Here is a 24,945-nt window from a genome sequence, read left to right on the forward strand (position 1 = left end):
GCAAAAATGTCTTATGAAACAGTTTTGGAACAGATAAAGTCCGCCCCGGCGGAATGTCTTGATGAAATTTCCGTTGTAATCGGGAATATTGTTGAGCAGTACAAAAAAAATTATTATTCCGGCAAAGAAAATTTCGTTTTTGACAGCCTCGTTAAGCACACTGACAGGGCGAATCATGCGGACGAACATATAAGGGAACTTCGCGATAATGACAGATTCTAAATTCTATCTTGATACAGCACCTTTTATTTATTATCTGGAAAAAAGCGATTTGTATTTTGAAAAAATCCGCCATTTCTTTATGTCCTGCTACAGCAAAAATATTCCGCTCGTAACTTCCGCCGTGACGGTTGAAGAGTATTGTGTTTATCCGCTTGCTCACGATGACAAAAATTCCGTAACTGCGTTCAATACATTTTTAGACGGAATGGGAATTGCCGTAATTCCTGTTGATAAGCAGCTTGCTTTTGAAGCCGCAAAAATTCGCTCAGTATATACAGGATTCAAAGCCTTGGACGCAATTCATTTGGCGACAACAAAAATTTCTGGCTGCTCAAAATTCATAACCAATGACAAACAGCTTAAACAAATAAAGGACATTGAGGTTTTGACAATGGACAGTATTTCCGGTTTTTATCTTTAATGCTGATAAAAGTCGCGAAAATCTCGATGAAAAACAAAACGGTTGCGTTTGAAAAAATCGAAGAAATGAAAAGAGGTGAAAAAAATGCTGAAAACACAAAGACTGATATTGCGAAAATGGACAGAATCTGACGCAGAAAGCCTTTTTGAATATGCGAAAAATCCTGAAGTGGGACCGATTGCCGGCTGGCCTCCTCACAAAAGCATGGAAGAAAGCAAGGGCATAATCAAGAATGTGCTGAACGGAGCGGAATGTTACGCAATCTGCGAAAAGGAAAGCAACATCGCAATCGGCTCGGTGGAACTAAAACTGAACGGACACACCGACATGACCGAACGCGACGACGAATGTGAGCTTGGCTACTGGCTCGCACAACCGTTTTGGGGAAGAGGCTACATGCCCGAAGCCGCCGGAGAACTTTTGCGACGTGCATTTGAGGAACTCGGCATGAAAACCGTCTGGTGCGGATATTACGACGGAAACAAAAAATCAAAACGCGTACAGGAAAAACTGGGATTCGTCTTTCACCATACCTGCGACGAAGTTTCAGTCCCTCTTTTGAATGAAGTGCGCGTCGGACACACAACCGTAATGACAAAAGAGCATTGGGAAGAAATTTGCAAATAAGTTTAAATCTTATTTAGGGGAATTGTCGGATCAAGTCCGACAATGATAAGAAAAATACAAATCCGACAATGACAACACAGTGGCGAATGCAACAATGACAGAGAAAGAAAGCACGGCAATGACAGGCTGGTTTCATATCATTCTTGTGCAAGCCGCCGTAAATTACTCTACAACTTTTCTTCCAGAAATTCTTTTGAAAACTTTTCCGCTTCGTCCGGGTACGCGAAGTTTTTTAGTGCGGCGGTTTCTTTGGCGATTTTGGCAAAAAGCCTGTGAGTCGATTTCAGCGCGTTTTTCATGTCGTCCTTGTCGTAACGGGCAAAGCAGTTTTTCAGTTCCATGCGGATTTCTTCGTCCGCCCAGCGGTCAAGGAATCTTCCGTCGTGCCAGACATCAGCGTGATTTTTTGTTGCGGCCTGGACTTCCAGCACTTTGAGCAGAAGATTTTTCAGGTACGAGTCAAGGCACATTTTGGCAGACCAAAGCTCGCCGCGCAGAAGTTTTTTTGCCGCCCATACCGTGTGAAAGTAAAAGTTGCTCGCAAGGTTCTGAAATTCACTTTCGGAAAAATCACTCTTGTGAATTTCCAAAGTGATTTTTTGCTTCAAAAGTTCCGCCGCCCCGATTCTGTCGTGCAGCACGGCATAGCCTCTGTTCATCACCCAGCTTGCAGTTCCGTCGTTCACCGCGTTCAAAAACTGCCCGGCCGTAAAAACAATCATATCCACATCAAGATAGCCGTCGAACAGAACTCGCCGCTCCATTCCGCCGCCAAGAGTCGGTTCAACAAACGAAACTTTCACGTCGCCAAGTTCCGCCGGAAGATTTCCGTAAAGCCAGGATTCCGTGTCGTCTGTCGCGATTATAAGGTCAAGGTCGGAATACTCGTCCGCCGGAACATCGCTTCTTGTTGACGAGCCGATTGCGACAACCGCCTTTATTTCCGCGCGTTTTTCCGCAAGCAGAAGAAGCCGCCGTTTGATTTCGTGATATTTGTCTTGTGTGGTTGTGGTGGAGTTCATTCTTCTTTCCTTTTTATTCCGTGATTTCAATCATATTTCCTTCAATTCCGACAATGCAGCTTTCGTAGTAGCCGTCGCCGGTTGTTCTGGGACCGCTTGAAACCTTGTAGCCGTCAGCTTTCAGTTTTTCGGTAAGAGCGTCAACTGCCTCTTTGCTTCCCACGCTGAAGGCGACATGGGCGTAGCCTGCGCTCAAAGGATTTTTCTCAACGTCCTGAATTTCTGGCCGCGTCATAATCTCAAGCCTTGCTCCGCCGTCAAATGTCAGAAAATACGACTTGAAGCCGGATGTTCTGTTGTGATAAAGCTCGCCTGATTTTGCACAAAAATATTTTTCAAAAAACATCCGTGCGCCTTCCAAATCATTCACATAAAGTGCAACGTGTTCAATTTTCATAATGCCTCATTTGTGGTTGGTTTTACTTTTTTCAGTCGCAGCAAATCCCCTCGCAGAATTCCTGGATTTCCTCCGTGCGTGCCGCGACATCTTCCTTGTGTTCAACTTTGCAAAGTCCGAGTTTTCCGCTCGCTTCGATTTCAAGATGTCCGTAGAAATGCTCGATGCTGCCGATTATTTTTTCGCATTCCGGCATTGACGGTCCGGTTCTAAGCGCGATTGTGTAGCCTTTTTTGCCGCCTGAGATTTTTACGTGCGGCTCGTGGGTGTTGCACCAGGGAGTGCATCTGTCAATAAAAACCTTGAACTGCCCCGGAATGTCCGCCCAGTACGACGGCGAAACGGAAACGATTCTGTCCGCCCATTCGTATTCCGCCATCAGTTTTTTTGTGTCGTCCAAAATTGAGCATTCCGCGCGCTCGTGGCATTTCCGGCAGCCCCGGCACAATTTTATCTCGTAGTCGTCAATGCAAACCGCGCGGACTTCGTTGCCTTTTTTGCAAAAATCACAAACCATCTTCACGATTTGCGCAGTCGCACCGTTTTTTACCGGGCTGCAGTTGATTACAAGAATTTTCATTTTAATTTCTCCCGAATATTTTCGCATATTAAACTAATTGTGTTAGATTTTGTCAATAGCGGATTGCCTTTCTTTCAGTTTTTATAAGGGGCTTCCGGCTGCGGCTTCGTTTTACTCCGCCTCCGCCTTCGGGCGTTCCGCACTTCGCTGTCCGCTCTAAGTCCTCGCTGTGCAAATCGCACGGCTGCGGTCTTTGGCTTCGGTTGTTCAAACAACCTTCGCCAGTGTTCCATGCCCTAAGCTTTAGCTTAGGACGTGCGCATAAGCGCACACGTAAAATAACCGAGTTTTGCGACAGCAAAATCTCGCTGCATACCGTCAGGTATGCAAAGCCCTAAGCTTGTCTTTGTCGTGCTTGACCCGCGACGTTTGCGAAGCAAACCCGGTTGATAATCTCAGTCAAGTTCTACATTTTCCTGACCGGATGCCTGATTACAGTTTTTAGTTTGTCCGCGGAGGTTTTTCTTGGGTCGGAAAGATAGATTTCGTGGTGGAAACGGTTTTCGCCAAAGTCGTTTTCGTAGCCGTTCTGCGCCAGAAATGAATCCATCAGCGCAATTGTCGCAGGCTCGTCATCGTAGCTTCCTGTGTGCATGACTTGGACGCAAAGTCCCTCGTCAACCGTAAGATATTCCGCAGCCGAGCAGTCAAGTTTTTTCTTGCGGCTTGCAGTTTTTACCGCCCAGTCAAAATTTTCCTTCGTGACAAAATCAGGCAGCCTGATGAGCGAAATCCAGTTGAAATTCTCCTTCCGCGAATAGTCCACGCCGCGCCTTCCGTCCTGCCACCAGAAGCCTTCAAGCGGAGGCACGACATATTCAAAGAATCCGTCAATTTTGTAGTCGCTCTTGTAGCTCATTTTGAGCGTGTAGGCTACAGCGTACAAAACGCCGATTGCCTCCTTGTACGCGCCGCCTTCCTCGTTCGGGTTTCCCTTGCCGCGGACCGCAACATAGTTCATGCGCGGAACATTTACGATTTCCGGCTTGCCTTTAGGCAGATAAAATTCCTTGTATTCCTTTTTGAAGTCAAAAGCCATTTTCCTTGTATTATCTCCTCGTAAAAAATTTATTCTCCCTCAAACCGGGACTTTCCCCACCAGTCGGGAATCAGTTCCTTCAGGCGGACAGTTTTTCGCGTTTCGTAGTCTACGAGGATTTCGATTTCACCGCTATCTTTGTCGAGCTGCATCATGTATTCGCGGCACGCTCCGCACGGTGAACCAACTTTTCCGTCGGGAGTTATGGCGACGAGCTTTTCAATCTGACTTTCTCCGTTCGTAATCATGTTTGCAATCGCGTTCCGTTCCGCGCACATTCCGAGCGTGCTTGCCGTGTCGATGCAGACGCCGACATAAATGTTTCCGCCCTTTGTGAGAATCGCAGCCGCAACTCCTCCGGCCTCGATAAAAGGCGAGACAGTCCGCGCATTCTGAACTTTTTTCGCCGCATTGTAAAGTTTTTCCCAGATGTCGTTTTTTGTTTCAGTCATGTTTTGTTCCTTCGTAATTTTTATTTCCGCTGATTTTCACATCGAGCTTCCGAGGTTGTAAGCCTCTTTCAGTCCGTCCGTGTTTTTTACGTCGCCTTTTTCCTTTGCGCCGCGCACAAGAACTGTTCCCGCGTCCTCAAGGCCAAAGAAATTCAGCGCAAGCCGGTACTGCGTTTTTACCGCGTCGAACATTTCAGGCAGGCTTGCGGCACCGACCAGAATCAGAGCGAGTTTTTTTATCGGAAACGAATCGCGCATCGGAGTGTGCAGGCGGTCAATCACGGCTTTAAGCTGCGCACTGATTCCGTAGAAATAAACCGGCGAGGCAATCACGAGGATGTCCGTGTTTTTGAGTTTTTTGTAAATCTTTGTCATATCGTCGTTCTGGAAGCAGGCGTTTCCCTCTCGTTTAAAGCACGAGTTGCAGCCTATGCACGGATTCACCTTGAAATCCGCCACCGAGACAATTTCCACGCTGTTGTTTTTCCGCGCGCCTTCTGCAAATGACTGCGCAAGAAGATTCGTGTTTCCGTCTCTGCGCACGCTTCCGTTCAATACAAGAATTCTGCTCATTTTAGCCTCTCTCACTTTTTATTTCCGTAAATCTTAAAAAACTGACGGACGTGCTTTTCAATCAGATCGACAATTTCACCCTCGCGTTTAGGTTCACGGTCGCAAAGGTTTATCCAAACGGAAATCGGAAGACAAAGTTGAGCCGCCATAATTTCAACGTCGCTTCCGAAAAGTTTTTTCCGGCTGATAAGAAATTTCACAAGCCCGGTAAAATATCGCATAACATCCGTGTAATTCTGCTTGGTCTGAAGCTCCTTGAGCGTAGGATTTTGAAACTGCTCGATTGTAAGCATTTTTCGCGACTTGCTGATTTGCGGATCGTGGACAATGTAGCGGAAATGTTTCAGAATCATCTGGAGAACGTCGTTTTCTGTAATGTTCTGCTTGCCTGCGGTAAAATCGGGATTGTTCCAGTCCGCCTGAGCAAAAAGCGAATGTTTTTCGTACTGCTCGATTGTCGTCAGCACAAGCGCGTCAAGAATTTCCTGCTTGCCCACAAAGTGGCTGTAAAGAGAAGGCTTACGGATTCCCACCGCTTCCGCAATCTGCTGCATGGAAGTCGCCTCGTAGCCCTGCACCGAAAACAAATCCAGCGCCGCCGCCATAATCACCTGCTTTGTGTTACCTTTTTCCGCCATCGTGAATTTTCCTGAATAAAAATATCACTGACAATATACCCGACCGACTAATAGGTTGTCAAACGGAAATGTTTCATCTTCAATTGATTTCATATTGCATCATCGTAACGTTCCGTGAACTGGCGCACTTTTGACGAACGTTATTTTGATTTTCTTCGGCAACATCTGATTTCCGCCAGCGTTAAAATAACGTTTACCGAATTTGCTTGTTTTCTCCTTGCGTTACCGTAACGTTTGCCGTTCGAGTGTAATTTTTCAAAACGTTATTTTAACGTTCTTTGTCCGCAAACATTTTCTCCAAACGTCATCGTAACGTTCCAAAAAACTTTATACTTTCAGAAAACATTAATCCCCCGTATTCCTCTTCCCATGTCCCACTTCCCTCATCCCGCATCCCTCTCAAATATATTTCCTCACCGCCTCAATATATTTTGCCGCGTATCTTGAAAGAATCACGTTTTTCTTTGTGATTATTCCAATTCTCATTTTCTCGTCCAGTTCTAGCGGCCGCGATATTATATGCTCGCCGTTCAGCTCCTCGTCGATTACGCCTGAGCTTACTGTAAATCCGTCAAGTCCAATCAGAAGATTAAAGAGAGTCGCTCGGTCCCGCACCATGATTGTTTTTTCGTGGTCAATCGCGGGGTAAGGCTCTTCCGAAAAATAAAAGGAGCTGTGCTCGCCCTGCTCAAACACGAGATAAGGAAAAGGCGCAAGGTCTTTCAGGGTGATTCGGCTTTTTTTGCAGAGCGGATTTTTATCGCTTATGAAAACGTGAGGTTCTGCCGTAAAAAGCTCGGAGAATTCAAGCTCGTTTTTCTTAAGAAGTTTTCCGATTATCTCCTCGTTTTTTGAGTCCGTGTAGAGAATTCCCACTTCACTTTTTAGGCGCGAAACGTCATCGATGATTTCAAAAGTCTGGGTTTCCCGTAGCGTGAAATTGTATTTTTCTCCTTTGAATTCTTTGATTACGTCAACAAAAGCATTCACCGCGAACGAGTAGTGCTGGCAAGAAACGCTGAAAAACGGATTCGCGCTTCGCTTTCCTGTGAATTTTTCCTCGAGCAAGTCTGCCTGTTCAAGAACCTGCCGCGCGTAGGACAAAAAAATCTCGCCGTCTTTTGTGATTTCAATTCCCTTGTTTGTTCGCGAGAAGATTTTCACGTTCATTTCGTCTTCAAGCTGCCTGATTGAGGCTGTGAGGCTCGGCTGCGAGATAAAGACTTTTTCCGCCGCTTTTGAAATTGTCCTGCACTCGGCGACTGTAACCGCGTATTTTAGCTGCTGTAGTGTCATTTCGCCTTATTTTAATCTTTCATTATAGTTTAAATCTATATCAAACCGCATAAAATTAGTATTTTTCACGATTTCTTTAATCGGCTATATTTTCGTCAAGAAAAACAAAAAACAGAACTTCTGGAGGAATTTATGGCAGAAAAAAGATTTGATGTTGTGGGCAGTTTTCTTCGCCCGGAAAGCTTGAAAAAGGCGCGCGCTTCGTTTGAGAAAGGCGATATTTCAGCGGCTGATTTTGACGCAATCAAAAAGGAAGAGATAAAAAAACTGATTGAGAAGCAGAAAAAAGCTGGGCTTCCGTACATCACTGATGGCGAGTACAACCGAAAGTTCTGGCATCTTGACTTTTTCTGGGGATTCAACGGCGTGGAGCATAAAAAAGAAGGCGGCGGTGTTCCTTTTAACGGCGAGATTGCAGACCTTGAGGACACTTTTATCACTGGAAAGATTTCCGCAAAGGCGCATCCGTTTGTGGAAGACTTTAAATTCGTGAAAAGCCTTGAAAGCGACGGATTCGAGGCAAAGCAGACGATTCCGGCTCCAGCGCAGTTCCTGCAGCAGCTTAATATTCCGAAAAACTTTGAGGCGACAAGAAAAATCTATCCGACAAACGACGAGCTTATCGAGGACATTGCAAATGCTTACCGCAGTGTGATTAAGCAGTTTTACGATGCCGGCTGCCGCACTCTCCAGCTTGACGACTGCACTTGGGGCGCGGTTGTTGGAAATGCGGCTGCCCAAAGATACGAAAAGCTCGGAAGCCTGAAAGAAGTTAAAGAGCAGCTTTTGAAAGTGAACAATCTTGCGCTTGCGGAAAAGCCAAGCGATATGACAATCAACACGCATATCTGCCGCGGAAACTATCATTCTACGTATTTTACAAGCGGCCCTTACGACACAGTTGCGGACTACGTTTTTGCGAAAGAGAACGTGAGCAGCCTTTATCTTGAATATGATGACGCGCGATCGGGCGGATTTGCTCCGCTTGCGAAAGTCAGCAAAGAAAAGAAAGTCGTTCTCGGCCTTATTACAACAAAATCTCCAGTGCTTGAAGACAAAAACGCTGTGATTGCCCGCATAAGAGAAGCCGAAAAATATATTCCGCTTGAAAGACTTTATCTCAGCCCTCAGTGCGGATTTGCCTCGTGCGAGATTGGAAACAAGCTTACAGAGGAAGAGCAGTGGGCAAAAATCGCGCTTGTCCGCAAAATTGCAGAAGAAGTCTGGAAATAAATATTAAGTAATAAAAAAACTATTGCCGGACTTGTTCCGGCAATTTTCATTTAAATTTTACTTTATTGCAGCTTCGTAAAGCGGATAAACTTTTTTAGAAATTTCAGTTAAATCTTTTATACGGCTTGTGTTGGAAGGATGAGTGCTCATAATTTCTGGAACTTGGCTTCCGCCGAGCGCAGACATTTTTTCCCAAACTGCAACAGCTTCATTAGGATCGTATCCAGCGCGTGCCATAAGTTCTGTTCCAATGTGATCCGCTTCTGTTTCGTGCGAACGTGAAAATGGAAGAGTTAAAGTATATTGAGCCGCAAGTCCAAGCAAAGAGTTTCCAGTTTCATTAAGTCCTGCAACAGAAGAAACGACTGCGATTCCAGCATTCTTCAAAGTTTCGCTGCTAGCCTGCTCACGGCTATGTTCCCTAAGCGCATGCGCAATTTCGTGTCCCATTACAGCGGCAAGCTGCGCATCTGTCAGATTGAGGCTTTGGATAATTCCAGTGTACACAACAATTTTTCCGCCGGGCATACACCAAGCATTTACAGTGCTATCGCTGATTACATTCACCTGCCAGTTCCAAGAAAGCGCGTCTTCCCTAAAAGCTCCAACTTGTAAAATTAAATTTTTTGCAACATTTCTTACGCGGGCAACAGTCGTAGCATCAACATTCAGCGTGCCGGATTTTTTTGCTTCAGCAATAACCTGAGCATAAGATTCATTCGCGCTTTGCTCCATCTGCGCTTCGGAAACAATCATAAGCTGATTTCTGTCCGCGCCGACATTTCCTGCTGAAGTCGTTGTCGTCATGCATCCAAAAAACAAAACTAAAACAAAAGATGAAAATAAAATCCGCAAAAAATTTTTCATAAAAACACCTGTTTAACTGTCATTCCCGTGCAATGACGCGGGAATCTAGTATAACTTTTAAATAGATTATCGGGTCAAGTCCGATAATGACATTAATTTATAAAACTCTATATTCAACCTTATGTATAAACTAAAATTTATTATACAAATATTTTTATCTTCTTCAATTGAATTTTTATTTTTCATTTAATAGTGCTGACATTTTTTTTACTTCAAGAGAAAACTGCCCTTTTATTTTTTCAGGAAAAATTATTTTTATAGCTGAACCAAATGACAAAAGAAATGGAACAAGCCAGCCGACTTCCGGTGCATTGAATTTTACAATTGAACTTTCTGAAGAAAATTTTTCAACTTTGCAAACCGCAAATTCATCAAGGATTCTATAAAGCTCGCTGTCTGAAACTTGAATAACAATTTCAACCAGAGGAATTTCTTTTTCCGCACTATAAGAATTTTTCTGTTCAGTTTCAAATTCTTTTTCTTCCATAAAAACTTTTTTGTTCAACACTTTTAAATTGCAAATTCTATTCAGTTTAAAATATCTTGGAGCGCAACGCACATTGCACCAGCCATAAAAATACCAGCCAACACCGCGGAACACAATTTTCCAAGGCTGAACAGTTCTATGCTCAGTTTTTTTGTTAAGTGAAAAATAATCAAACTCAACTTGCTGTTTTTCTATTATGGCATTTTTAAGTTTGTTAAATATTTCGTTGATATTTTTTCCCTGCGGATTCCATGGAGAAAAATCAATCTCAAGCCAGTCAGTATTTTTTTCAGCAAACTTGCTGAGTTTTTGCACCGCAGTTTTTTCCGCAGAATTTTTGCAAGAATGCTCGTTGCCTGAAAGTTTTGCAACAGCCTTCAAACTTGAAACAACAGAACATTTTTCTTCATCAGTAAAAATAGTTTTGTCCAGCACATAATTTTCTGCAATCGCAAATCCGCCGTATCTTCCTTGCGTAGAATAAATGGGAACTCCCGCTTCCGCCAAAGATTCTGCCCAACGCAAAATTGTTCTTTCAGAAACACCAAAATGTTCCGCAAGATTTTTTGCAGTTACAGATTTTTTATCCAAGAGAATGTAAACGAGTTCAAAAAGATTTTTCTGCGACATATTTTTATTTTAAAATCTATACCGCGCCATAACAGAAACAACAGAAGATTTTATTCCCGGCACAGTATAAAGCTTTACTGCGGATTTTCCGTCTTCCTTATATTCTGACGTTCCGTTTTTGCATTCAAGAAATTCGTAATCAACAAGAATTGAAAAATATTTGTAACGCAATTCCGCGCCAAGCAAAAATCCAGAGCCGTACATTGCATCGCGGAAATCCGCATTTCTAAAATAATGTCTGTCAACCGCAAAGCAATAAATATAAGGATAGCACCTCCAGTTTAAAACCAGAACCCAGCTAGAAAAAATTTTAGATTCAGCTTCAAGAGAAATAAACGGAAGTACAAACTGCTGCTCGTAAGAAAGTCCAGTTCCATTAATTTTTTTTCTTTCAATTGAACCGTTCAAATACTCTCCACTTTCATAATCCGCATACTGATAATATCCGTCGTGCGCTTTGAACTTTTGATTGCGATAACGCAAGCCAATCTGCGGAACAAGTTTTATTTTTTCAAAAATAAATTCATATCCGCTTTTTGCTTCAACTTCAAATTTTCTTTCAACTGAAAGATTGTGCTTTGAAAAATTTGTAACTCTTGTTTTATCTTCGCCAAGCCAGTCCCGGTCTTCAATCGTTCCATACTTTATCGGCAAGGCGCAAAGAAAATCAATGTCAGTAACAACGTGAAAAAAATTCAGTCTAGAAGAAATATCCGCAACAGGAATAAAATCAGTTTTCCAATCAAGACGGCTAAGAACATCGCCAGAATCATAAACATATTCCTGAACTTTTCCAGACTGAAAACCAACGGAAGCCGCAAGTGAAAAAGTTTCAGCGCTGAACTTTAAGCAAGAGAAAAATAAAATAAACAAAGCAAAGACAAATTTTTTTTTCACGGACATTTTCATCATAGCATTTAAGAAAAAAAAAATAAATGCAATTTAAAACAAAACATGACATACTGTTGTCATATTAAGCGTTTTATAATTCAAGCATAATTTTTTTTCAATGGAGAAAACATGAAATACGAAATCGTAGAATTGCCGCAAATGACATTCGCAGGACTTACAGAAGTAACATCAAACAGCGCGCCGGATATGACGCAAAAAATTGGCGGGCTTTGGCAGAAACTTGGAAGCGTGCAGTCAAAGTTCATGGGCAGAACAAATCAAAAAGCAGTGGGACTTTACTGCGACTACGGAATGCCGACGGAACAGGATTACACAGTTCTTGTGGGAGTTCAAATTTCAAATGAATCAGCAGAAGATGCAAATGAAAAAAATTTCACTGTAAAGCAAATTCCAAACGGAAAATATGCAAAGTTCACGGTGAAAGGCGACGTTGCAAAAGACGTTGGCAAAGCCTGGGCTGAAATTTGGAACACTCCGCTTGAACGCACATTCACTGGCGACTTTGAAGAATATCAGGAAGACTGCGACGGAAAAACAGGAACAATTTATATTTACGTTGCAATAAAATAATTTCAGCCTGTCATTATTTGGTTTGTTCTCATCCCATAAACAGATTCCCTTGTCAAGCAAGGGAATGACAATTAAAGTTAAATCTGGCAATGACATAAATCCACATTGTCATTGCTGAATTTTTTTGAAGTTGTCATTGCTGTGCTCCGACAAGGGAATGACAATAACATAAACTCAATTAGGTGTCTGTTACTGCGGCAATTAAAAAGCCCGAACAGCTCGAACAGAATACCAAAGCCACCCTTTATCTTCAGCGCACAATTCACCATCACTGAAATTCTGTGCACATGCGAAAAGATTATTCAAATCCGACGAAGACCAGAAGTCATTGTAAGTTGCATCTGAAACCACAGTTCCGCTCATTGCCTTATACATTTCATTCAATTCATCTCTGCTTGGCAAAAACCATTCGCCTGCCGCAGCTTTTTCTGTGGAATAAACACTGCATCTGTATGCGGCGCAATTCTCTTCTGTAAGGCTGAATTCTTCATAATAGTTCAAAATTTTTTTTGTATTGAATTTTCCATAGCCAATTCCAGCAAAAGTATTAGCATGACCAGTAGCAGGAGACCAACCTGAAAAACCCAGCGTTGATTTAGACATTTCAAGATAATGGCACAATTTTTCTCCACCCATGCCGTCATAGACAACAAAACCTTCCGGCGAAACATAAAACACAATTCCGCCGCCCTCGCCTTCATCGCCAACTTTATATTGAGGAACAAAATTTAGTTTTTCGGAAATCTCACTTTTAGAATTTTTAACTTGCTGAGAAAAAAGCGCAACTGACAAACAAAACAACACAAATGATAATACAATTTTTTTCATTTTATAAAAATCCTTGAACCTGATTTTATTCAACACAATTGCAGTACAAGCGAAAGTATATAATCCAAATTGTAAAATTTCTAGCGCAAGGAAACAAAAAACAATGCGATTTTATTTTTTAATTTTCGCGAAACACTGGAATAATTTTTTTCATAAATTTTCCGACAAGAGAAATGGCTGGTCCTAAAAGAAGTCCCATGCAGACTGATCCGAAAATATTTGTTCTAAGTCCGATTCCGGCAAAAGTCGCAACTGGATTCGGAATATTATTTTTCGCAAAGCAAGCCGCCACAAGTCCAATGGTAATTGCAGAATAATCAAAAATAATGCGGACAACAAAAAAAGGAAGCTTAACAAATCTGTCGCTGATAATTTTAGGAACCGCATCATAAGGAGCAATTCCCAATTCTGAATTCATATAAATCGCGCAAGCAGTTACAAAGAAAATCAAAATAACAACGAAAACTCCAGCCTTTGGCAAAAGTTCCGCATTCTGCAAAAACTGATGAAACCCAATCAGTTTCCAAATCCAGCGTGAAAAATCAGAAACGAATCCGATAAAAAACATATTTGCAATCGAACCAAAGCCAATATGCTGCGCCCCAAACAAAATCACAAAAATAAGAAAAACCGCGTAATCCATAATCTGAATCAAGCCGATATTATCAGTTCCGAGCAATGCCGCCACATGATAATTCATAAAAGTCGCAGGATCCGTTCCCCAACCAATTTCAATAAGAACTGAAAGCGTAATTCCCATCATCACAACCGCAAAAAGCATAACCGGAAGTTTTACCCGCCACTTTTGAGGAAAAAACTGTTTAAGACTAAAATTAATTTTCATATAAATTTCCTTTTATTATTATTTTAAATCTTAAGATAACCAATAATTTCAAAAATTGAATTCTGAATCTTCCTTATAGACTCCTGAATCTCTTCTATGAAAAAAATATGAAGTTCAAGATAAAGCGTAATGTCCAAAACTATCACTGCAATAAGTTTGTAAATGGCACAGCTGGGTTTTATTCCGCACGAAATCTGAAACGTAATATATAGAAGAAAATAAAATAAAAGAAAGAACAAAATATTTGTTGGCAAAAGAAGAATTGAAACAATACTCAGAACCACAATCATTGCACATGAAATTCTTTGCAAACCGCGCACATAAATAAATGAAAAAATCAGCTTGAAAATAAAATATGCCGCCAACAATGCACAAAGAAAAATTAAAAATAAAAAATTTTCTGGCAAATTATTTTTCACAAAATCAATAATCGAAAGTTTATTGCAAAGTGAATTGCCATTTCTAATTTCGGGCTTTAGTATCAAAATAATTACTGCCACAAAAACTAAATCAAAAATAATATCAAAGAAATTCAAAAATGCAAAACCGATTTTTTTACCAACTGATTTTTTTATTTTTGGCTCTTCAGGCTCATCTTTTAAATTTGAATCTTTTTGCGCCTTTGAATTTTTAAGTCTTTCAAAAAAGTCTGAAATTTTGCTTCGCAGTGATTTTAAAAATCCGCAGAAAGAATTCTTCAGTTTTTCAAAAAAAGAAACAATTTTATTTTTCAGGTCAATGAAAAATAATTTTACCTTTTCCCAAAAGTTATTCATAATCAATTTCTCCAGCAAAAAGTCAAAAATAAATCTTATCCAATATTATCACAGCGCGCGGATTTGCTACAGATGTTTTGGTTTTCCTGTGAGTAAAATTCTTAAGTTCAGTTTTATGTAGCAGCAGATTTCGCGGCAGTAGCTGTTCAGGACAAAAAGCGGCGGAGTTTTTGACGCGACTCCGTACACATCTGAAAATCCCATTCTGGAAGCAAGCCGTTCAGCACGCGCAATGTGAAAGTCGCTTGTTACGACCGCAACTGGAGAAGCAAGAACTTCTTCCATGCTGACTCCGTCATGCTCTGCAAAAAGTTCCGCGCTGAACATAAAATTCTGAATTGTGTCTTTCGCTTTGTTTTCTGCAAGAATCCGATTTTCGTCAATTCCATAAGAAGCAAGCGCAGGCTTTAAAACATCAGATTCCGGGCAAGGAGAAAATTTTCCTTTTCCGCCTGTAACGACCGCAAGAGCCGCCGGATGAGATTTTAAATATTCGGAAGCAACACGCACACGGTTCTGCACTGAATCAGTAAGCCTGGCATCTTTTGTGATTCCGCCGCCAAGAACAATTACGTAGCGCACATTTTCTTTTCCGTCAGAAAGCCGTGGTGTACAAATAAAAAACAGATTCAAGCCCGCAATAAAAATTCCTGCGCAAACTAAAGAAATCAAAATTATTTTTATACGTTTTGAAATTTTTCCGCAAATTGTTTTCAAAAGTTTCCGCCTTTCAAGCACAAAAAGAAGCGCAAAGAAAACTGCAATCCAAAACCAAACCGCAGAAAAACTAAAAATCGTCCCCAAAAAAGTTCCCGGAGAAACAATGTTAATCAGAACAAAATAAGCACCGGACAAAACAGCTAAAATTAGAAAAATTAGTGAAAGCATAGTGGAAACAAGTTTATCACGCATAAGAAAAAAAATCACATTTTCTTTAGTCAACCGTTATGCTTTGGTCGGCGGTGAAAGTTTTTCGCGGTTCAAGAATTTCAAGTCCGGGCTTATGTTCCCACTGATGGTCTGTGTTGTCGGCATCGGGAAGTCCGAACCAAGGTTCTATGCAGACAAATTCGGGAGCGCCTGTGTTCTGCCAAATCATCACATACGGATAATTTTTTGTGTTCACACGAATAAGTTCGCCAGTCCGAATATTTCTAAGTCCAGCCCAGTCTGATTTTATGTCCGTAAAAAGATGTCCGTTTCCAAAACCAGATTCAGTAACAGGAATTATTCCCGGATTTTTTTCAGCATAAAGTTTTTTAACCGGGCACTCGCCTTTTGAAGTGGAAGCAAGAAAGCCGTTGTCATAGCAGGCAATCTGCACAAGAGGCTCTTTCTTTTCAAACTCAATTTGAAAGTCGTTCACATTGCCAATCGCAAATGCGCTGTGGCTTCCGAGACTGAATTTAAACGGAACTGAATCTGTGTTTGTAACGGTTGACCTAAAAACGACGCCGTCATTTTTCAGTTTGTATTCAACGCGAAGAATAAATTTGTACGGAAAAAATTTCAGCGTGTATTCATTTTCGGAAAGTTCAAAAACCGCGGAATCTTCTGTGCGCGAAATCAGCTTGTGCTCAAGGTCTCTTGCAAATCCGTTGCTTTTTAGCGGAAACGATTTTCCATCGATGAGAACAAAAGCATTTTTTATCTTTCCGCAGTGAGGAAAAAGAACCGGCGCATGAAATTTCCAAACGGACGAATCTCCGCGCCAAATAATATCATGCCCATTTTCACGGCGGACAAACCTGTTGATTTCAGCTCCGTGAGTATTCACATCAAGCTCAAAATTTTCATTTTTCAATGTTACAATCATACTAACTCTCCGTTATATTTCTAATACGGAATTCCGTTTGCGGCGGGGGCGGCCATTTTCTTTGACGAGAAGACGAGCGCGACAAGTGTCACCGCATAAGGGAACACTTTGAAGATTACTGTCGGAATCACTGAAAGGGCTGGAATAACCTGTGAGACGTTCGCAAGCGTCGTGAAGAATCCGAAGAAGAAAGTCGCGCCCAAAATTCCAAGCGGCTTCCACTGTCCGAAAATCAGCGCGGCAATCGAAAGGAATCCGAGTCCCGCGACGCTTCCGTTGAATTCGCCGGAATAGGTTACAAGCATGACAGCTCCGCCAAGACCGGACAAGGCGCCGCTCACAATAACCGCGACATAGCGCATAAAATGCACGTTCACTCCTGCGCTCGCGACGGCGGAAGGATGCTCACCGCAGGCACGGAGGCGCAGACCGAATGAGGTTTTGTAAAGCAGCCAGAACGAGAATCCCCAGATTCCAAGGACGAGCCAGGTTGACCAGTATACGCGCGAGAAAATCAGTTTTCCAAGAAGCGGAATTTTTGAAAGCCCTGCATAGTCCATCGGAATTATTCCCATCATAATCGGAATGTTTCCGCTGCCCGTAACCTGACGCGCGATATAAATCGTGATTGCGGCGGCAAGCATATTGATTGCTGTTCCTGAAATAACCTGATCCGCCTTGAGCGTTATTGATGCGAACGCATGAAGAAGCGCAAAAATGATTCCGAACAAAGCACCTGCGGCAAGTCCGATTATTATGACCTGCGTATGTCCCGCGGAATTCTCAAGCAGCCTGATTGCAAACGCGCTTCCAAAATACCCAGAAAGCATAAGTCCCTCAAGTCCGAGGTTTGTAACGCCGGAACGTTCGCTGTAAAATCCGCCCAAAGAAGTTATGAGCATCGGCATCGTGTATGCAATTACATAAGGAAAAACCTGATAAAGCAAATTCATTTTTCATCTCCCGATTGATTTGAATTTTCAGAAAGTTTCGCAAGTTTCTTTTCATGAAGTTTATGGAAAAGCCCGTTCCACAATTTCTCAAAAAGGACGCTCGTCGCAGTAAAGTAGATTATTACAGAAATAATCGTGTCCGCGATTTCAGGCGGAACATCGGTGAGCGCGTTCATGAATCCTTTTCCAGACTGAAGGATTCCAAAGAAAAGAGATGCGAACAGAACGCCCACCGGTGTTGAAGCTCCGAGCAGGGAAACCGCGATTCCGTCAAATCCCTGGGCAGGCATCACGCCAATCTGCATATTCAGCGAGTAACCGGCATAATACGAAAGACCGGCCAGCCCCGAAAGTCCTCCGGAAATCACCATCGAAAGCACGATGCTCCGGTTCACGTTGATTCCGGCATATTCCGCGCAGAATTTGTTCGCGCCCACAGCCTTAAGCTCATACCCTACTATGGTTCGGTTTAGACACCAGCGCACAAGAAAAATCGAAGCGACGGCAAAAATTATTCCCAAGTTGATGTATTCCGAGCCTGAAAAGACCGCCGAGAGCCATGGGCTTCTGAGCGACTGCGTAACGGCAATAGAAGAACTTTCAGTTTCAAGCGAAGGACCTTTTAAATATGCCGGAATAAAATAGTAAATGCTCCAGTACGCGGTCCAGTTCAGCATGATTGAAGAAACTACTTCGTGCACATTGAACTTCGCCTTGAGGAAACCGACAAGCGCGCCCCACAAGGCACCTCCTGCAACTGCGGAAACCACAAGCACAACAAGATAAAGCGGACGCGGAAGAAAAACAAAATGTCCGACAATCGTAGCAAAGAGTCCGCCAGCCAGCATCTGCCCGGAAGCTCCGATATTGAAAAGCCCCGTCTTGTATGCGAACGCAAACGAAAGTCCCGTGAACATAAGCGGAGTGGCAGTCGCAAAAGTGTTTCCGATTCTCTCGCGGTTCATCAGCGCGCCCTTGAAAATATAGGCGTAAGCCTCAAACGGATTTTCCCCGATAAAAAGCATAAGAAGTCCGCCTGCAACAAGACCAAGCACAATCGCGCTCAGGGCAATCATGAACGGCCCGCTCTTTTTCTCTTCTGTTTTTTTTGCAGAAAATATTTTTTTAATCATCATTTGTTTTTCCTCACGCCTGCCATCATAAGTCCCACAGAATGCTCATCGGTCGAAGATGTATCCACAATGTCCATCAGTTCTCCGCCTGAAATGACGACGATTCTGTCCGAAAGGTTGAAAATCTCGTCAAGCTCAAGAGAGACAAGAAGCACAGCTTTTCCTTTATCTCGGTGCGCCACAATCTGTTTGTGGATATATTCAATCGCGCCCACATCAAGACCGCGTGTAGGCTGAACGGCGATTAGAAGCTTCGGATTCATGGAAATCTCGCGGCCGACAATCATCTTCTGCTGGTTTCCGCCTGAAAGCTTGCCCGCAGGAGAATTTATTCCCTCGCCTGACCGGACGTCGAATTTCTGAACGACATCCGCCGAATATGAGTTGATTTCCGGAAAATTCAGGATTCCGTTTCTGCTGAAAGGTTTCTTGTAATACGACTTTACCACCATGTTCCCGGCAATCCGCTCAGAAGCGATAAGTCCGCGCTTGATTCTGTCCTCAGGAATATGGCCAAGCCCAAGCTCATTTCTTTTGCGCACAGTCAGATTAGTCGCATCCGTTCCGTCAATAATGACAGAGCCGCTTTCCGCAGGAACAAGTCCGCAGATTGCCTCGACAAGCTCAGTCTGTCCGTTTCCGTCAACGCCCGCAAGTCCGACAATCTCGCCGGCATGAACTGTAAGGGAAAAATTCTTAACGCCCGGAACTTTCTTTGTATTCATCACGCAAAGATTCTTCACCTCAAGAACAGGACGACCGATTTTTGGAGCGCACTTTTCAACCTTGAAATTCACAGGACGTCCGACCATTTTCGCGGCCATAAGAGCGGCATCAGTTGAAGCGACATCCACAACGTCAATCAGTTTTCCGCGGCGGATAATCGTGCAGCGGTCAGCGACTGCCTTTATCTCGTTCAGCTTGTGCGTGATTATTATGACGGACTTTCCTTCCTTCACAAGATTCCTGATAATCCGCATGAGGTCGTCGATTTCCTGCGGAGTCAGAACAGCTGTCGGCTCATCAAAAATCAGGATGTCGGCGTCGCAGTAAAGCATTTTCAGAATCTCGACACGCTGCTGCATTCCAACGGAAATGTCCTCAACCTTCATGTCGGGATCAATGTTCAGTCCGTACTTCTCGCTCAGCGATTTGATTTTTGCGGAAGCCTCTTTTCTGTGCAGAATGAATCCGCCTTCCTTTCCGAGAATGATGTTCTCTGTAACCGTAAAATTGCTTACAAGCTGAAAGTGCTGGTGGACCATTCCGATTCCAAGCCGGGCCGCGTCATTCGGATTCTTTATGGAAACTTCCTTTCCGCGGATTTTTATCGTTCCCCTGTCCGCATGATAAAGCCCGAACAGAATGCTCATCAGCGTGGATTTTCCGGCTCCGTTCTCGCCCAGAATCGCATGGACCTCTCCGTCCCGCACTTGAAGCGTAATATCGTCATTCGCAACAATACCCGGAAACTCCTTCCTGATATTGAGCATCTCAATCACGTAATTGTCTGCGCCCATTTTTACTCCAATTTCAACATGAAATTATATCACAGCAAACGGATTCCGTGTAAAAAAAATAAGCCCCAGACTCACACCCATGTCATACTCCGGCTTGACCGGAGCACCTTGAGCAACAGATTTCCGGGTCAAGCCCGAAAATGACAAAAAAGATACTTTTGGGACAGCCCCATGACAATTATCAAATATGAAACAGCAAATCTCAATAAAAAAATAAGCCTCCGGTTTTTACGCCGAAGGCTAATTTCAAGATGAAATTCTGATTTTATTTTATGAGTCCGTCACCTGAAGCCGCGACTTTGATTTCGCCTGATTTTATGAGGGCAAGAACCTCGTCGGCCTTTTTCTGCGCGTCCGCAGAAAGGTTAGGATTCTTAACAGGAATTCCGATTCCGTCGTTCGCCGCAGAAAGCTCAAGCTCCTGTCCGCCTGGGAATTTTCCTGCAAGCTGGGCCTCAATCATATCGTAGGACGCGCGGTCAAGGAATTTCTGTGCGGAAGTGAGAACCGCGCTTTTTCCCTTGGCGTAGATTCCATCATTGTACTGGTCAACGTCAACTCCGACCATCCACACATCCTTTCCTGTCGAGCGGCGTGTCTTTGCCTCGTTGATGACTCCGACTCCTACACCGCCTGCAGCCGCGAACACAACCTTAACGCCCTTGTCGTACATTGAGGCCGCAAGCTGCTGTCCTGCGGCAACGTCAGAGAATGTTCCCTGATAGACGACGTTCTCCGCATCAATTGAAATCTTTGTTCCGTAGTTGGCGTTCGCATAGGCGATTCCCTGCTGCCATCCCCAGTTGAATTTCTGAACCGCAGGAATTTCCATTCCGCCAATAAATCCAAATTTTCCTTCCTTAATCTGAACCGCAGCTGCAACTCCTGCGACAAATCCTGACTCCTGCTCAAGCCAAGAGACGGCGACAGTGTTCTTCGCAGTCTCGAAAGTGCTGTAGTCCGCCGTGTGAGGCTTTCCGTCAAGAATGACAAAAAGAACGTTCGGATATTTTTTCTGAGCAGCATAAACGGCCGTCTCGAATTTGAATCCCGGACAGATAATCATCTGATAGCCGGCATCCGCAAGGTTTCCGATTTCCTTGAGATAATCCGCCTCTGTTGTTCCGGCAGGCTTGAGGTACTTTGTCTTTATTCCCATGTCCTTCTGGGCGCGCAAAATTCCTTCCCAAGTTCCCTGATTGAAAGACTTGTCGTCGATTGTTCCTGAGTCCGTAACCATTCCGACCCTGAGATTCGACTTCTTGGAATCCTTCTTTTTTCCGGCGGCAAACGCTGATGTGGCGATAAGCAGAACACTGACCGCAACTGTAAGAATCTTTTTCATTTTTCCTCCATAAAAAAACTGCACTGCAAGTTTCTTGGTAAATAGTATAATTCACAAAGGTTCATGTCAAGAAAAAACAGCGGACAGGATTTTGCTAAAGCGCATTTTCAGCTGGAAATGGCAAACGAAAAAAAACTATAAAGTTGCAAATTTCCAAGGAATTCTTTCCTCCTCATTTTTCATAAACGAACAGAATTCTTGCAAATTTTCTGCCTTCTCCGGAATTTTCATGCCGATTACATCAAGAGTTCCGCCGTAGCCCGCAAGATTGTAACGTCGGTTTTCAAAATCCGTGCTGTCGTCCGGGAAAATAAATCCGCCGCGGGAAATTTTCATCGTGTGCATATAGGAAATGACCTGATACAAATCCTCGCGGCAGACATTTTTTTGAAGCGGCTTATATTTTGCGTCCAGAATGTACTCGCCTTTTTTGTAAAAATCCGGGTAGATTCTGCGGTAGTCTTTATCAAAAGCCAGCTCGTCATCATTCTTGAACATTCTAAGTCCGCCTTTGTGATTCTTGTTTTCCGGGTGAATGAATCCAATCGGGTGCAGAATTGTGTTCAGATATTCTTCCCAAAGCCAGGCGCCATCAAACAAAAGTCCGCAGACTGATTTTTCGCCTGAATGATAATTTATTTTTGAATGGTTCAGAATCGCAAGGCAAAGTTTTTGGAGCGGCTTCCATTTTGTGAAGAACGGATGATTTGTTCCTCGTAGATTTTCGGAAATGATTTTCTGCCGTGCATGGAAACTGTAGTTCTGAGTAAGCTCGATAATTTGGCTGACTGCGGATTTCGTTTCGGAATCACAGTTCAAGACTGATTTTCCGAACAGTTTTGCCTTGATGAATTCAATCGTGTGGCGCACAAGCTCGGTAAGCGGATTATCAAAAACCTGCGTGCGTTCCTTGTATGCGATTTTTCCGCAAAACGGAATATTCTGCCTGATGTGCCGAGTAAGATTCAGCGCGCCTTTTACGTTCGCGTCGTTCCGCTCAAAAGTTCTGTAGGTCTTGAAAATTCCTTGCCGAAATGCATTTTTTAGGACAAGCGGAAAAGTAAAAATCAGGAGGTCAAAAACGCTGCCGCCCGAAGCGTTGTAATTCAGGCTGAAAAGATTTTCGCCAAAAACTTTTCCAAGCATATAGTGAAGGAAAAAGTCGTTTTTTGACTTGGAAAAACGAGAGGCAATTTCAAGCTGAACCGCGCCGTTTTCTGCACCACCGCCAGAACCGACACCGACAAAGCCCATCAAGTTCCCGGTTTTGATTTTTGCTTCGGAAAGATTTTCAGCACAACCGCACATCTCAAAAATCGGAAGCTCGCCGATTCTGCCGTAAGATTTGTCAATTTCATACGGAAAGACAAGAAGATTCTGATTTTTCACCGCCAACTCTTTGACAGGAACATTCGCAATACGAGAAAGAGAAGAATAATGAGCGACGGAAAAAGGTTCTGCGTCGCCAGTTCTGGAAGAAACGCCTTGTATAATTGCAGAGACTTTTTTGGAACAGTTGTTGTCTGTGGTTTTAAGGTGGAGCATTTTACACAACTTTCAATTCTGACTCAGTAAATAACGAAGGAGCAATACAGATTTTAAATAAAGAAGAAAAATCATCGGTTTTATTTTTTAATTGGGCGACTTTCTCCAAATCTATCGAGTTCAAGATTTCTGTTGTTACAGGACGTTTTGAATCAAAAGAAATACGCGCAGTTAAGTATTCTTTCACGATATCTGATTTCAGGAGTGTAAAAACAAATTTTGCAGATTCTATATCATCAAATGAAATATAATTACATGTATCATCGAGCATAACAGACTTACCATTATTAGGTTCAATCAAAACAAAATTCAGATTTTTGTAAAGCCCAGAAATTGCAATTTTATAAGGCTTAAATGTATAATCACCAACAGAAAAAATAGCGAATCGTGGTTTGTTTTTGTAAATAACACTTTTTCGTTTGCAAAAATGCGGTTCATTGTTTTCCAAATAAGACCAAGTTTTTGGAAATTTATTTTTAATATAATCTGTAGATTCTCCTATATATTTCTGAGTCACTAAAATTTTCCTTTCAATTTCAAAATTATCGTTTGCAATATCAGAACTTTTTAACAACGGAAAGAGAAGCTCATTTTCAACATCTACAATTTCACCTTTTCCGTTTTTTAATATGCCGTTATCATTTTTCAATTCAAGGATTTTTGCAGAATCATGTTTTATTCCATTATGCCAGGTAAAAATACTCTTTCCATATACATCAAGACTGTCCTTTTTTGAAACATCTGTAATATAAATTCCATTTATAAATCCGCTTTCAATTATAAATTTATGCTCCTCAATTGAATTAAAAATTTTAAGAGTTGTTACAGATTTTTTTTCTGTACAATCCAAAAGGAAAAAACATGAATTAACAGCCGCCGAAAAATATTTTTGTGAATCGACAGGATAAAGCTCTGCATCCTTATATTTAAAATCTTTTTTCCAAAGTCTCTGCATTATTTTTCTTGCCACAGCAGTTTTACACAAAAAAGCAAAAACGCTTTGCTTATCAGAAAATTCTGAAATCAATTGCATGATAATACTTTCACAAATATCAAAATTACTTTTGCCAGTAATAGCTTCAATTCCTCGCAGGTTATCGATATTAGATTTTTTTGGAAGATTTGCTCCATTGATTGAGGAAAGTTCCGAATTCGTAACCCAAGGAGGATTTCCTACAAAAAGAAGATTTTCATTTTTATCGACAAAACTCTTTATAAAATCAATCGAATCAAAAAAATCAACAGTTAAAATATTTGTATTTTGACCTATAAGAGGAGATAAAAAATCAACATATTTTCTTTGAATTTCTATTCCCAGAATATTCGAGTTTTTGAAATATTTTTCAGCCTCAAGTAAAATAGATCCTTTGCCACAAGTCGGTTCAATTATCGCATCGGGGATAAAATCTTTATTTCTGAGAATTTCTATGAGAAGTTGAGCTAACTCTTTTGGAGTCTGAAAATCACCAAGTTCTTTTAATTTCTGCAATTTTAAACCAGCCTGTTTATTCCGCCTATTTTTCCAGCCTCTTCAATAATTCTTGAATACTGAAGCCTCCATTGAAGCGCATTTGAGATTGTCAGATAACCGATTTCAGGACGATTAGAAATGATTTCCTTTGAAAGAGATGCAGCTGTTATTTCATCAACAGGAAGATTTTTATCTTGAAACAAAGCAATAATATCATCCTCATTTGCTCCATTATCCAAGATTTTGCTGATACTTGTTGTAAGCTGAAAATCGGCAGTTCTATTTTTCTCAACAAAAATTGTATGAAGAATATATAAACGGCTTGTCTTTGTTTCTTGGTTATCTTCTTTCTTATAAACAAAAACAAGAAGACTGTATCCAAGCCCATAAATTTTCTGTCTTGCTGATTTAAATGGGCAAGACGACTGCGGCTGAATAATGCTTGTCGTTTTTATGTCAACTTCAAGACCGGGCAAATCAATTCCGCTTGCAGAATTTCCATTCACAAAATCATATTTTTCGGCAAGAAAATTTTTGAATTTATGCTCCAAATAAGTTCCAACTGCTTTTCCATCTGTAGAGCCGAAAATCGACGGTTCATCATGCTCTGACTCAATTTCGGAAAATATTTTAGCTTCTTTTTGCAAATTCTGAATATCAAGATTCTTCTTAATCATATCATTTTTCCAATCAATATTAACATCTTAATATAGTTCTTTTCTCAAAGTTTACTATAAGAATTGTTTAT

Annotated in this window: 29 protein-coding genes; 5 read left to right on the top strand and 24 right to left on the bottom strand. The window is 42.0% G+C overall.

All coding sequences use genetic code 11. The features are described from left to right. The first annotated feature begins 6 nt into the window (after positions 1–6). The 3 genes from Q0H92_RS08035 (at position 7) to Q0H92_RS08045 (ending at position 1,270) form a co-directional block, all read left to right on the top strand. Complete coding sequence (locus Q0H92_RS08035) at positions 7–222, top strand: hypothetical protein (RefSeq protein ID WP_296013686.1); 216 nt, start codon at positions 7–9, stop codon at positions 220–222. Next, positions 209–643: a PIN domain-containing protein gene (locus Q0H92_RS08040; protein ID WP_296013687.1), complete on the top strand. Its 435-nt coding sequence runs from the start codon at positions 209–211 to the stop codon at positions 641–643. The genes Q0H92_RS08035 and Q0H92_RS08040 overlap by 14 nt, the downstream gene beginning before the upstream one ends. 84 nt (positions 644–727) lie before the next feature. Continuing rightward, positions 728–1,270 carry a GNAT family N-acetyltransferase gene (locus tag Q0H92_RS08045; RefSeq protein ID WP_296013688.1) on the top strand — a complete coding sequence of 181 codons (543 nt, stop codon included), beginning with the start codon at positions 728–730 and terminating at the stop codon, positions 1,268–1,270. Between the two features lie 167 nt (positions 1,271–1,437). Here the strand turns inward: Q0H92_RS08045 and Q0H92_RS08050 are convergent, their stop codons facing one another. The 9 genes from Q0H92_RS08050 to Q0H92_RS08090 all read right to left on the bottom strand — a co-directional run bounded on the left by Q0H92_RS08050 (position 1,438) and on the right by Q0H92_RS08090 (position 7,267). Further along, the gene (locus Q0H92_RS08050; protein WP_296013689.1) at positions 1,438–2,292 is read right to left on the bottom strand and encodes an aminoglycoside 6-adenylyltransferase; all 855 of its coding nucleotides are present in this window, start codon (positions 2,290–2,292) and stop codon (positions 1,438–1,440) included. Between the two features lie 13 nt (positions 2,293–2,305). Then, the gene (locus Q0H92_RS08055; RefSeq protein WP_296013690.1) at positions 2,306–2,689 is read right to left on the bottom strand and encodes a VOC family protein; all 384 of its coding nucleotides are present in this window, start codon (positions 2,687–2,689) and stop codon (positions 2,306–2,308) included. Between the two features lie 31 nt (positions 2,690–2,720). Then, positions 2,721–3,269, bottom strand: a complete 549-nt coding sequence (locus Q0H92_RS08060; protein WP_296013691.1) for a flavodoxin family protein — start codon at positions 3,267–3,269, stop codon at positions 2,721–2,723. A gap of 52 nt (positions 3,270–3,321) precedes the next feature. Beyond that, positions 3,322–3,570, bottom strand: coding sequence for a hypothetical protein (locus Q0H92_RS08065; RefSeq protein WP_296013692.1), 249 nt, complete (start codon positions 3,568–3,570; stop codon positions 3,322–3,324). A gap of 105 nt (positions 3,571–3,675) precedes the next feature. After that, a complete protein-coding gene (locus Q0H92_RS08070) occupies positions 3,676–4,308 on the bottom strand; it encodes a GyrI-like domain-containing protein (protein ID WP_296013693.1) in 633 nt (210 codons plus the stop codon). 29 nt (positions 4,309–4,337) lie between these two features. After that, entirely contained in the window at positions 4,338–4,760 is a 423-nt protein-coding gene (locus Q0H92_RS08075; RefSeq protein ID WP_296013694.1) for a cytidine deaminase, read from the bottom strand. Between the two features lie 36 nt (positions 4,761–4,796). Then, complete coding sequence (locus Q0H92_RS08080; RefSeq protein ID WP_296013695.1) at positions 4,797–5,333, bottom strand: flavodoxin family protein; 537 nt, start codon at positions 5,331–5,333, stop codon at positions 4,797–4,799. 11 nt (positions 5,334–5,344) lie between these two features. Next, positions 5,345–5,971 (bottom strand): TetR/AcrR family transcriptional regulator, encoded by a 627-nt coding sequence (locus tag Q0H92_RS08085; RefSeq protein ID WP_296013696.1) that lies wholly within the window; start codon positions 5,969–5,971, stop codon positions 5,345–5,347. A gap of 399 nt (positions 5,972–6,370) precedes the next feature. Next, positions 6,371–7,267 carry a LysR family transcriptional regulator gene (locus Q0H92_RS08090; protein ID WP_296013697.1) on the bottom strand — a complete coding sequence of 299 codons (897 nt, stop codon included), beginning with the start codon at positions 7,265–7,267 and terminating at the stop codon, positions 6,371–6,373. Between the two features lie 132 nt (positions 7,268–7,399). Between Q0H92_RS08090 and Q0H92_RS08095 the strand changes: the two genes are divergently transcribed. Further along, positions 7,400–8,500 (top strand): 5-methyltetrahydropteroyltriglutamate--homocysteine S-methyltransferase, encoded by a 1,101-nt coding sequence (locus tag Q0H92_RS08095; RefSeq protein ID WP_296013698.1) that lies wholly within the window; start codon positions 7,400–7,402, stop codon positions 8,498–8,500. A 57-nt stretch (positions 8,501–8,557) separates the two neighbouring features. Here the strand turns inward: Q0H92_RS08095 and Q0H92_RS08100 are convergent, their stop codons facing one another. The 3 genes from Q0H92_RS08100 to Q0H92_RS08110 all read right to left on the bottom strand — a co-directional run bounded on the left by Q0H92_RS08100 (position 8,558) and on the right by Q0H92_RS08110 (position 11,381). After that, the gene (locus Q0H92_RS08100) at positions 8,558–9,367 is read right to left on the bottom strand and encodes a M48 family metallopeptidase (protein WP_296013700.1); all 810 of its coding nucleotides are present in this window, start codon (positions 9,365–9,367) and stop codon (positions 8,558–8,560) included. Positions 9,368–9,542: 175 nt separating this feature from the next. After that, a complete protein-coding gene (locus Q0H92_RS08105) occupies positions 9,543–10,484 on the bottom strand; it encodes a YafY family protein (RefSeq protein ID WP_296013701.1) in 942 nt (313 codons plus the stop codon). A gap of 9 nt (positions 10,485–10,493) precedes the next feature. After that, complete coding sequence (locus Q0H92_RS08110) at positions 10,494–11,381, bottom strand: omptin family outer membrane protease (RefSeq protein ID WP_296013702.1); 888 nt, start codon at positions 11,379–11,381, stop codon at positions 10,494–10,496. Between the two features lie 123 nt (positions 11,382–11,504). Here Q0H92_RS08110 and Q0H92_RS08115 point away from each other — a divergent pair, with 123 nt between their 5' ends. Further along, positions 11,505–11,966 carry a GyrI-like domain-containing protein gene (locus Q0H92_RS08115; protein WP_296013703.1) on the top strand — a complete coding sequence of 154 codons (462 nt, stop codon included), beginning with the start codon at positions 11,505–11,507 and terminating at the stop codon, positions 11,964–11,966. Positions 11,967–12,167: 201 nt separating this feature from the next. Here the strand turns inward: Q0H92_RS08115 and Q0H92_RS08120 are convergent, their stop codons facing one another. The 12 genes from Q0H92_RS08120 to Q0H92_RS08175 all read right to left on the bottom strand — a co-directional run bounded on the left by Q0H92_RS08120 (position 12,168) and on the right by Q0H92_RS08175 (position 24,874). Next, the gene (locus Q0H92_RS08120; protein WP_296013705.1) at positions 12,168–12,794 is read right to left on the bottom strand and encodes a hypothetical protein; all 627 of its coding nucleotides are present in this window, start codon (positions 12,792–12,794) and stop codon (positions 12,168–12,170) included. Between the two features lie 118 nt (positions 12,795–12,912). Further along, entirely contained in the window at positions 12,913–13,638 is a 726-nt protein-coding gene (locus Q0H92_RS08125) for a hypothetical protein (RefSeq protein WP_296013706.1), read from the bottom strand. Positions 13,639–13,661: 23 nt separating this feature from the next. Next, positions 13,662–14,414, bottom strand: a complete 753-nt coding sequence (locus Q0H92_RS08130; protein WP_296013707.1) for a hypothetical protein — start codon at positions 14,412–14,414, stop codon at positions 13,662–13,664. Positions 14,415–14,480: 66 nt separating this feature from the next. Continuing rightward, positions 14,481–15,302, bottom strand: coding sequence for a YdcF family protein (locus Q0H92_RS08135; protein WP_296013708.1), 822 nt, complete (start codon positions 15,300–15,302; stop codon positions 14,481–14,483). Between the two features lie 46 nt (positions 15,303–15,348). Next, positions 15,349–16,230 (bottom strand): aldose 1-epimerase family protein, encoded by an 882-nt coding sequence (locus Q0H92_RS08140; RefSeq protein WP_296013709.1) that lies wholly within the window; start codon positions 16,228–16,230, stop codon positions 15,349–15,351. A 20-nt stretch (positions 16,231–16,250) separates the two neighbouring features. After that, entirely contained in the window at positions 16,251–17,183 is a 933-nt protein-coding gene (locus tag Q0H92_RS08145) for an ABC transporter permease (protein WP_296013710.1), read from the bottom strand. Next, on the bottom strand, positions 17,180–18,319 hold the full coding sequence (locus Q0H92_RS08150) for an ABC transporter permease (RefSeq protein WP_296013711.1): 1,140 nt from the start codon (positions 18,317–18,319) through the stop codon (positions 17,180–17,182). The genes Q0H92_RS08145 and Q0H92_RS08150 overlap by 4 nt, the downstream gene beginning before the upstream one ends. Continuing rightward, positions 18,316–19,836, bottom strand: coding sequence for an ABC transporter ATP-binding protein (locus tag Q0H92_RS08155; protein ID WP_296013713.1), 1,521 nt, complete (start codon positions 19,834–19,836; stop codon positions 18,316–18,318). The genes Q0H92_RS08150 and Q0H92_RS08155 overlap by 4 nt, the downstream gene beginning before the upstream one ends. Before the next feature lie 265 nt (positions 19,837–20,101). Beyond that, complete coding sequence (locus Q0H92_RS08160; RefSeq protein WP_296013715.1) at positions 20,102–21,181, bottom strand: BMP family ABC transporter substrate-binding protein; 1,080 nt, start codon at positions 21,179–21,181, stop codon at positions 20,102–20,104. A 135-nt stretch (positions 21,182–21,316) separates the two neighbouring features. After that, positions 21,317–22,726, bottom strand: coding sequence for a hypothetical protein (locus Q0H92_RS08165; protein WP_296013716.1), 1,410 nt, complete (start codon positions 22,724–22,726; stop codon positions 21,317–21,319). A gap of 1 nt (position 22,727) precedes the next feature. Continuing rightward, the gene (locus tag Q0H92_RS08170) at positions 22,728–24,215 is read right to left on the bottom strand and encodes an N-6 DNA methylase (protein WP_296013718.1); all 1,488 of its coding nucleotides are present in this window, start codon (positions 24,213–24,215) and stop codon (positions 22,728–22,730) included. A gap of 2 nt (positions 24,216–24,217) precedes the next feature. Further along, positions 24,218–24,874 (bottom strand): restriction endonuclease, encoded by a 657-nt coding sequence (locus Q0H92_RS08175; RefSeq protein ID WP_296013719.1) that lies wholly within the window; start codon positions 24,872–24,874, stop codon positions 24,218–24,220. Between the last annotated feature and the right edge of the window lie 71 nt (positions 24,875–24,945).

Source organism: uncultured Treponema sp., from assembly GCF_934725225.1.
Taxonomy (GTDB): Bacteria; Spirochaetota; Spirochaetia; order Treponematales; family Treponemataceae; genus Treponema_D.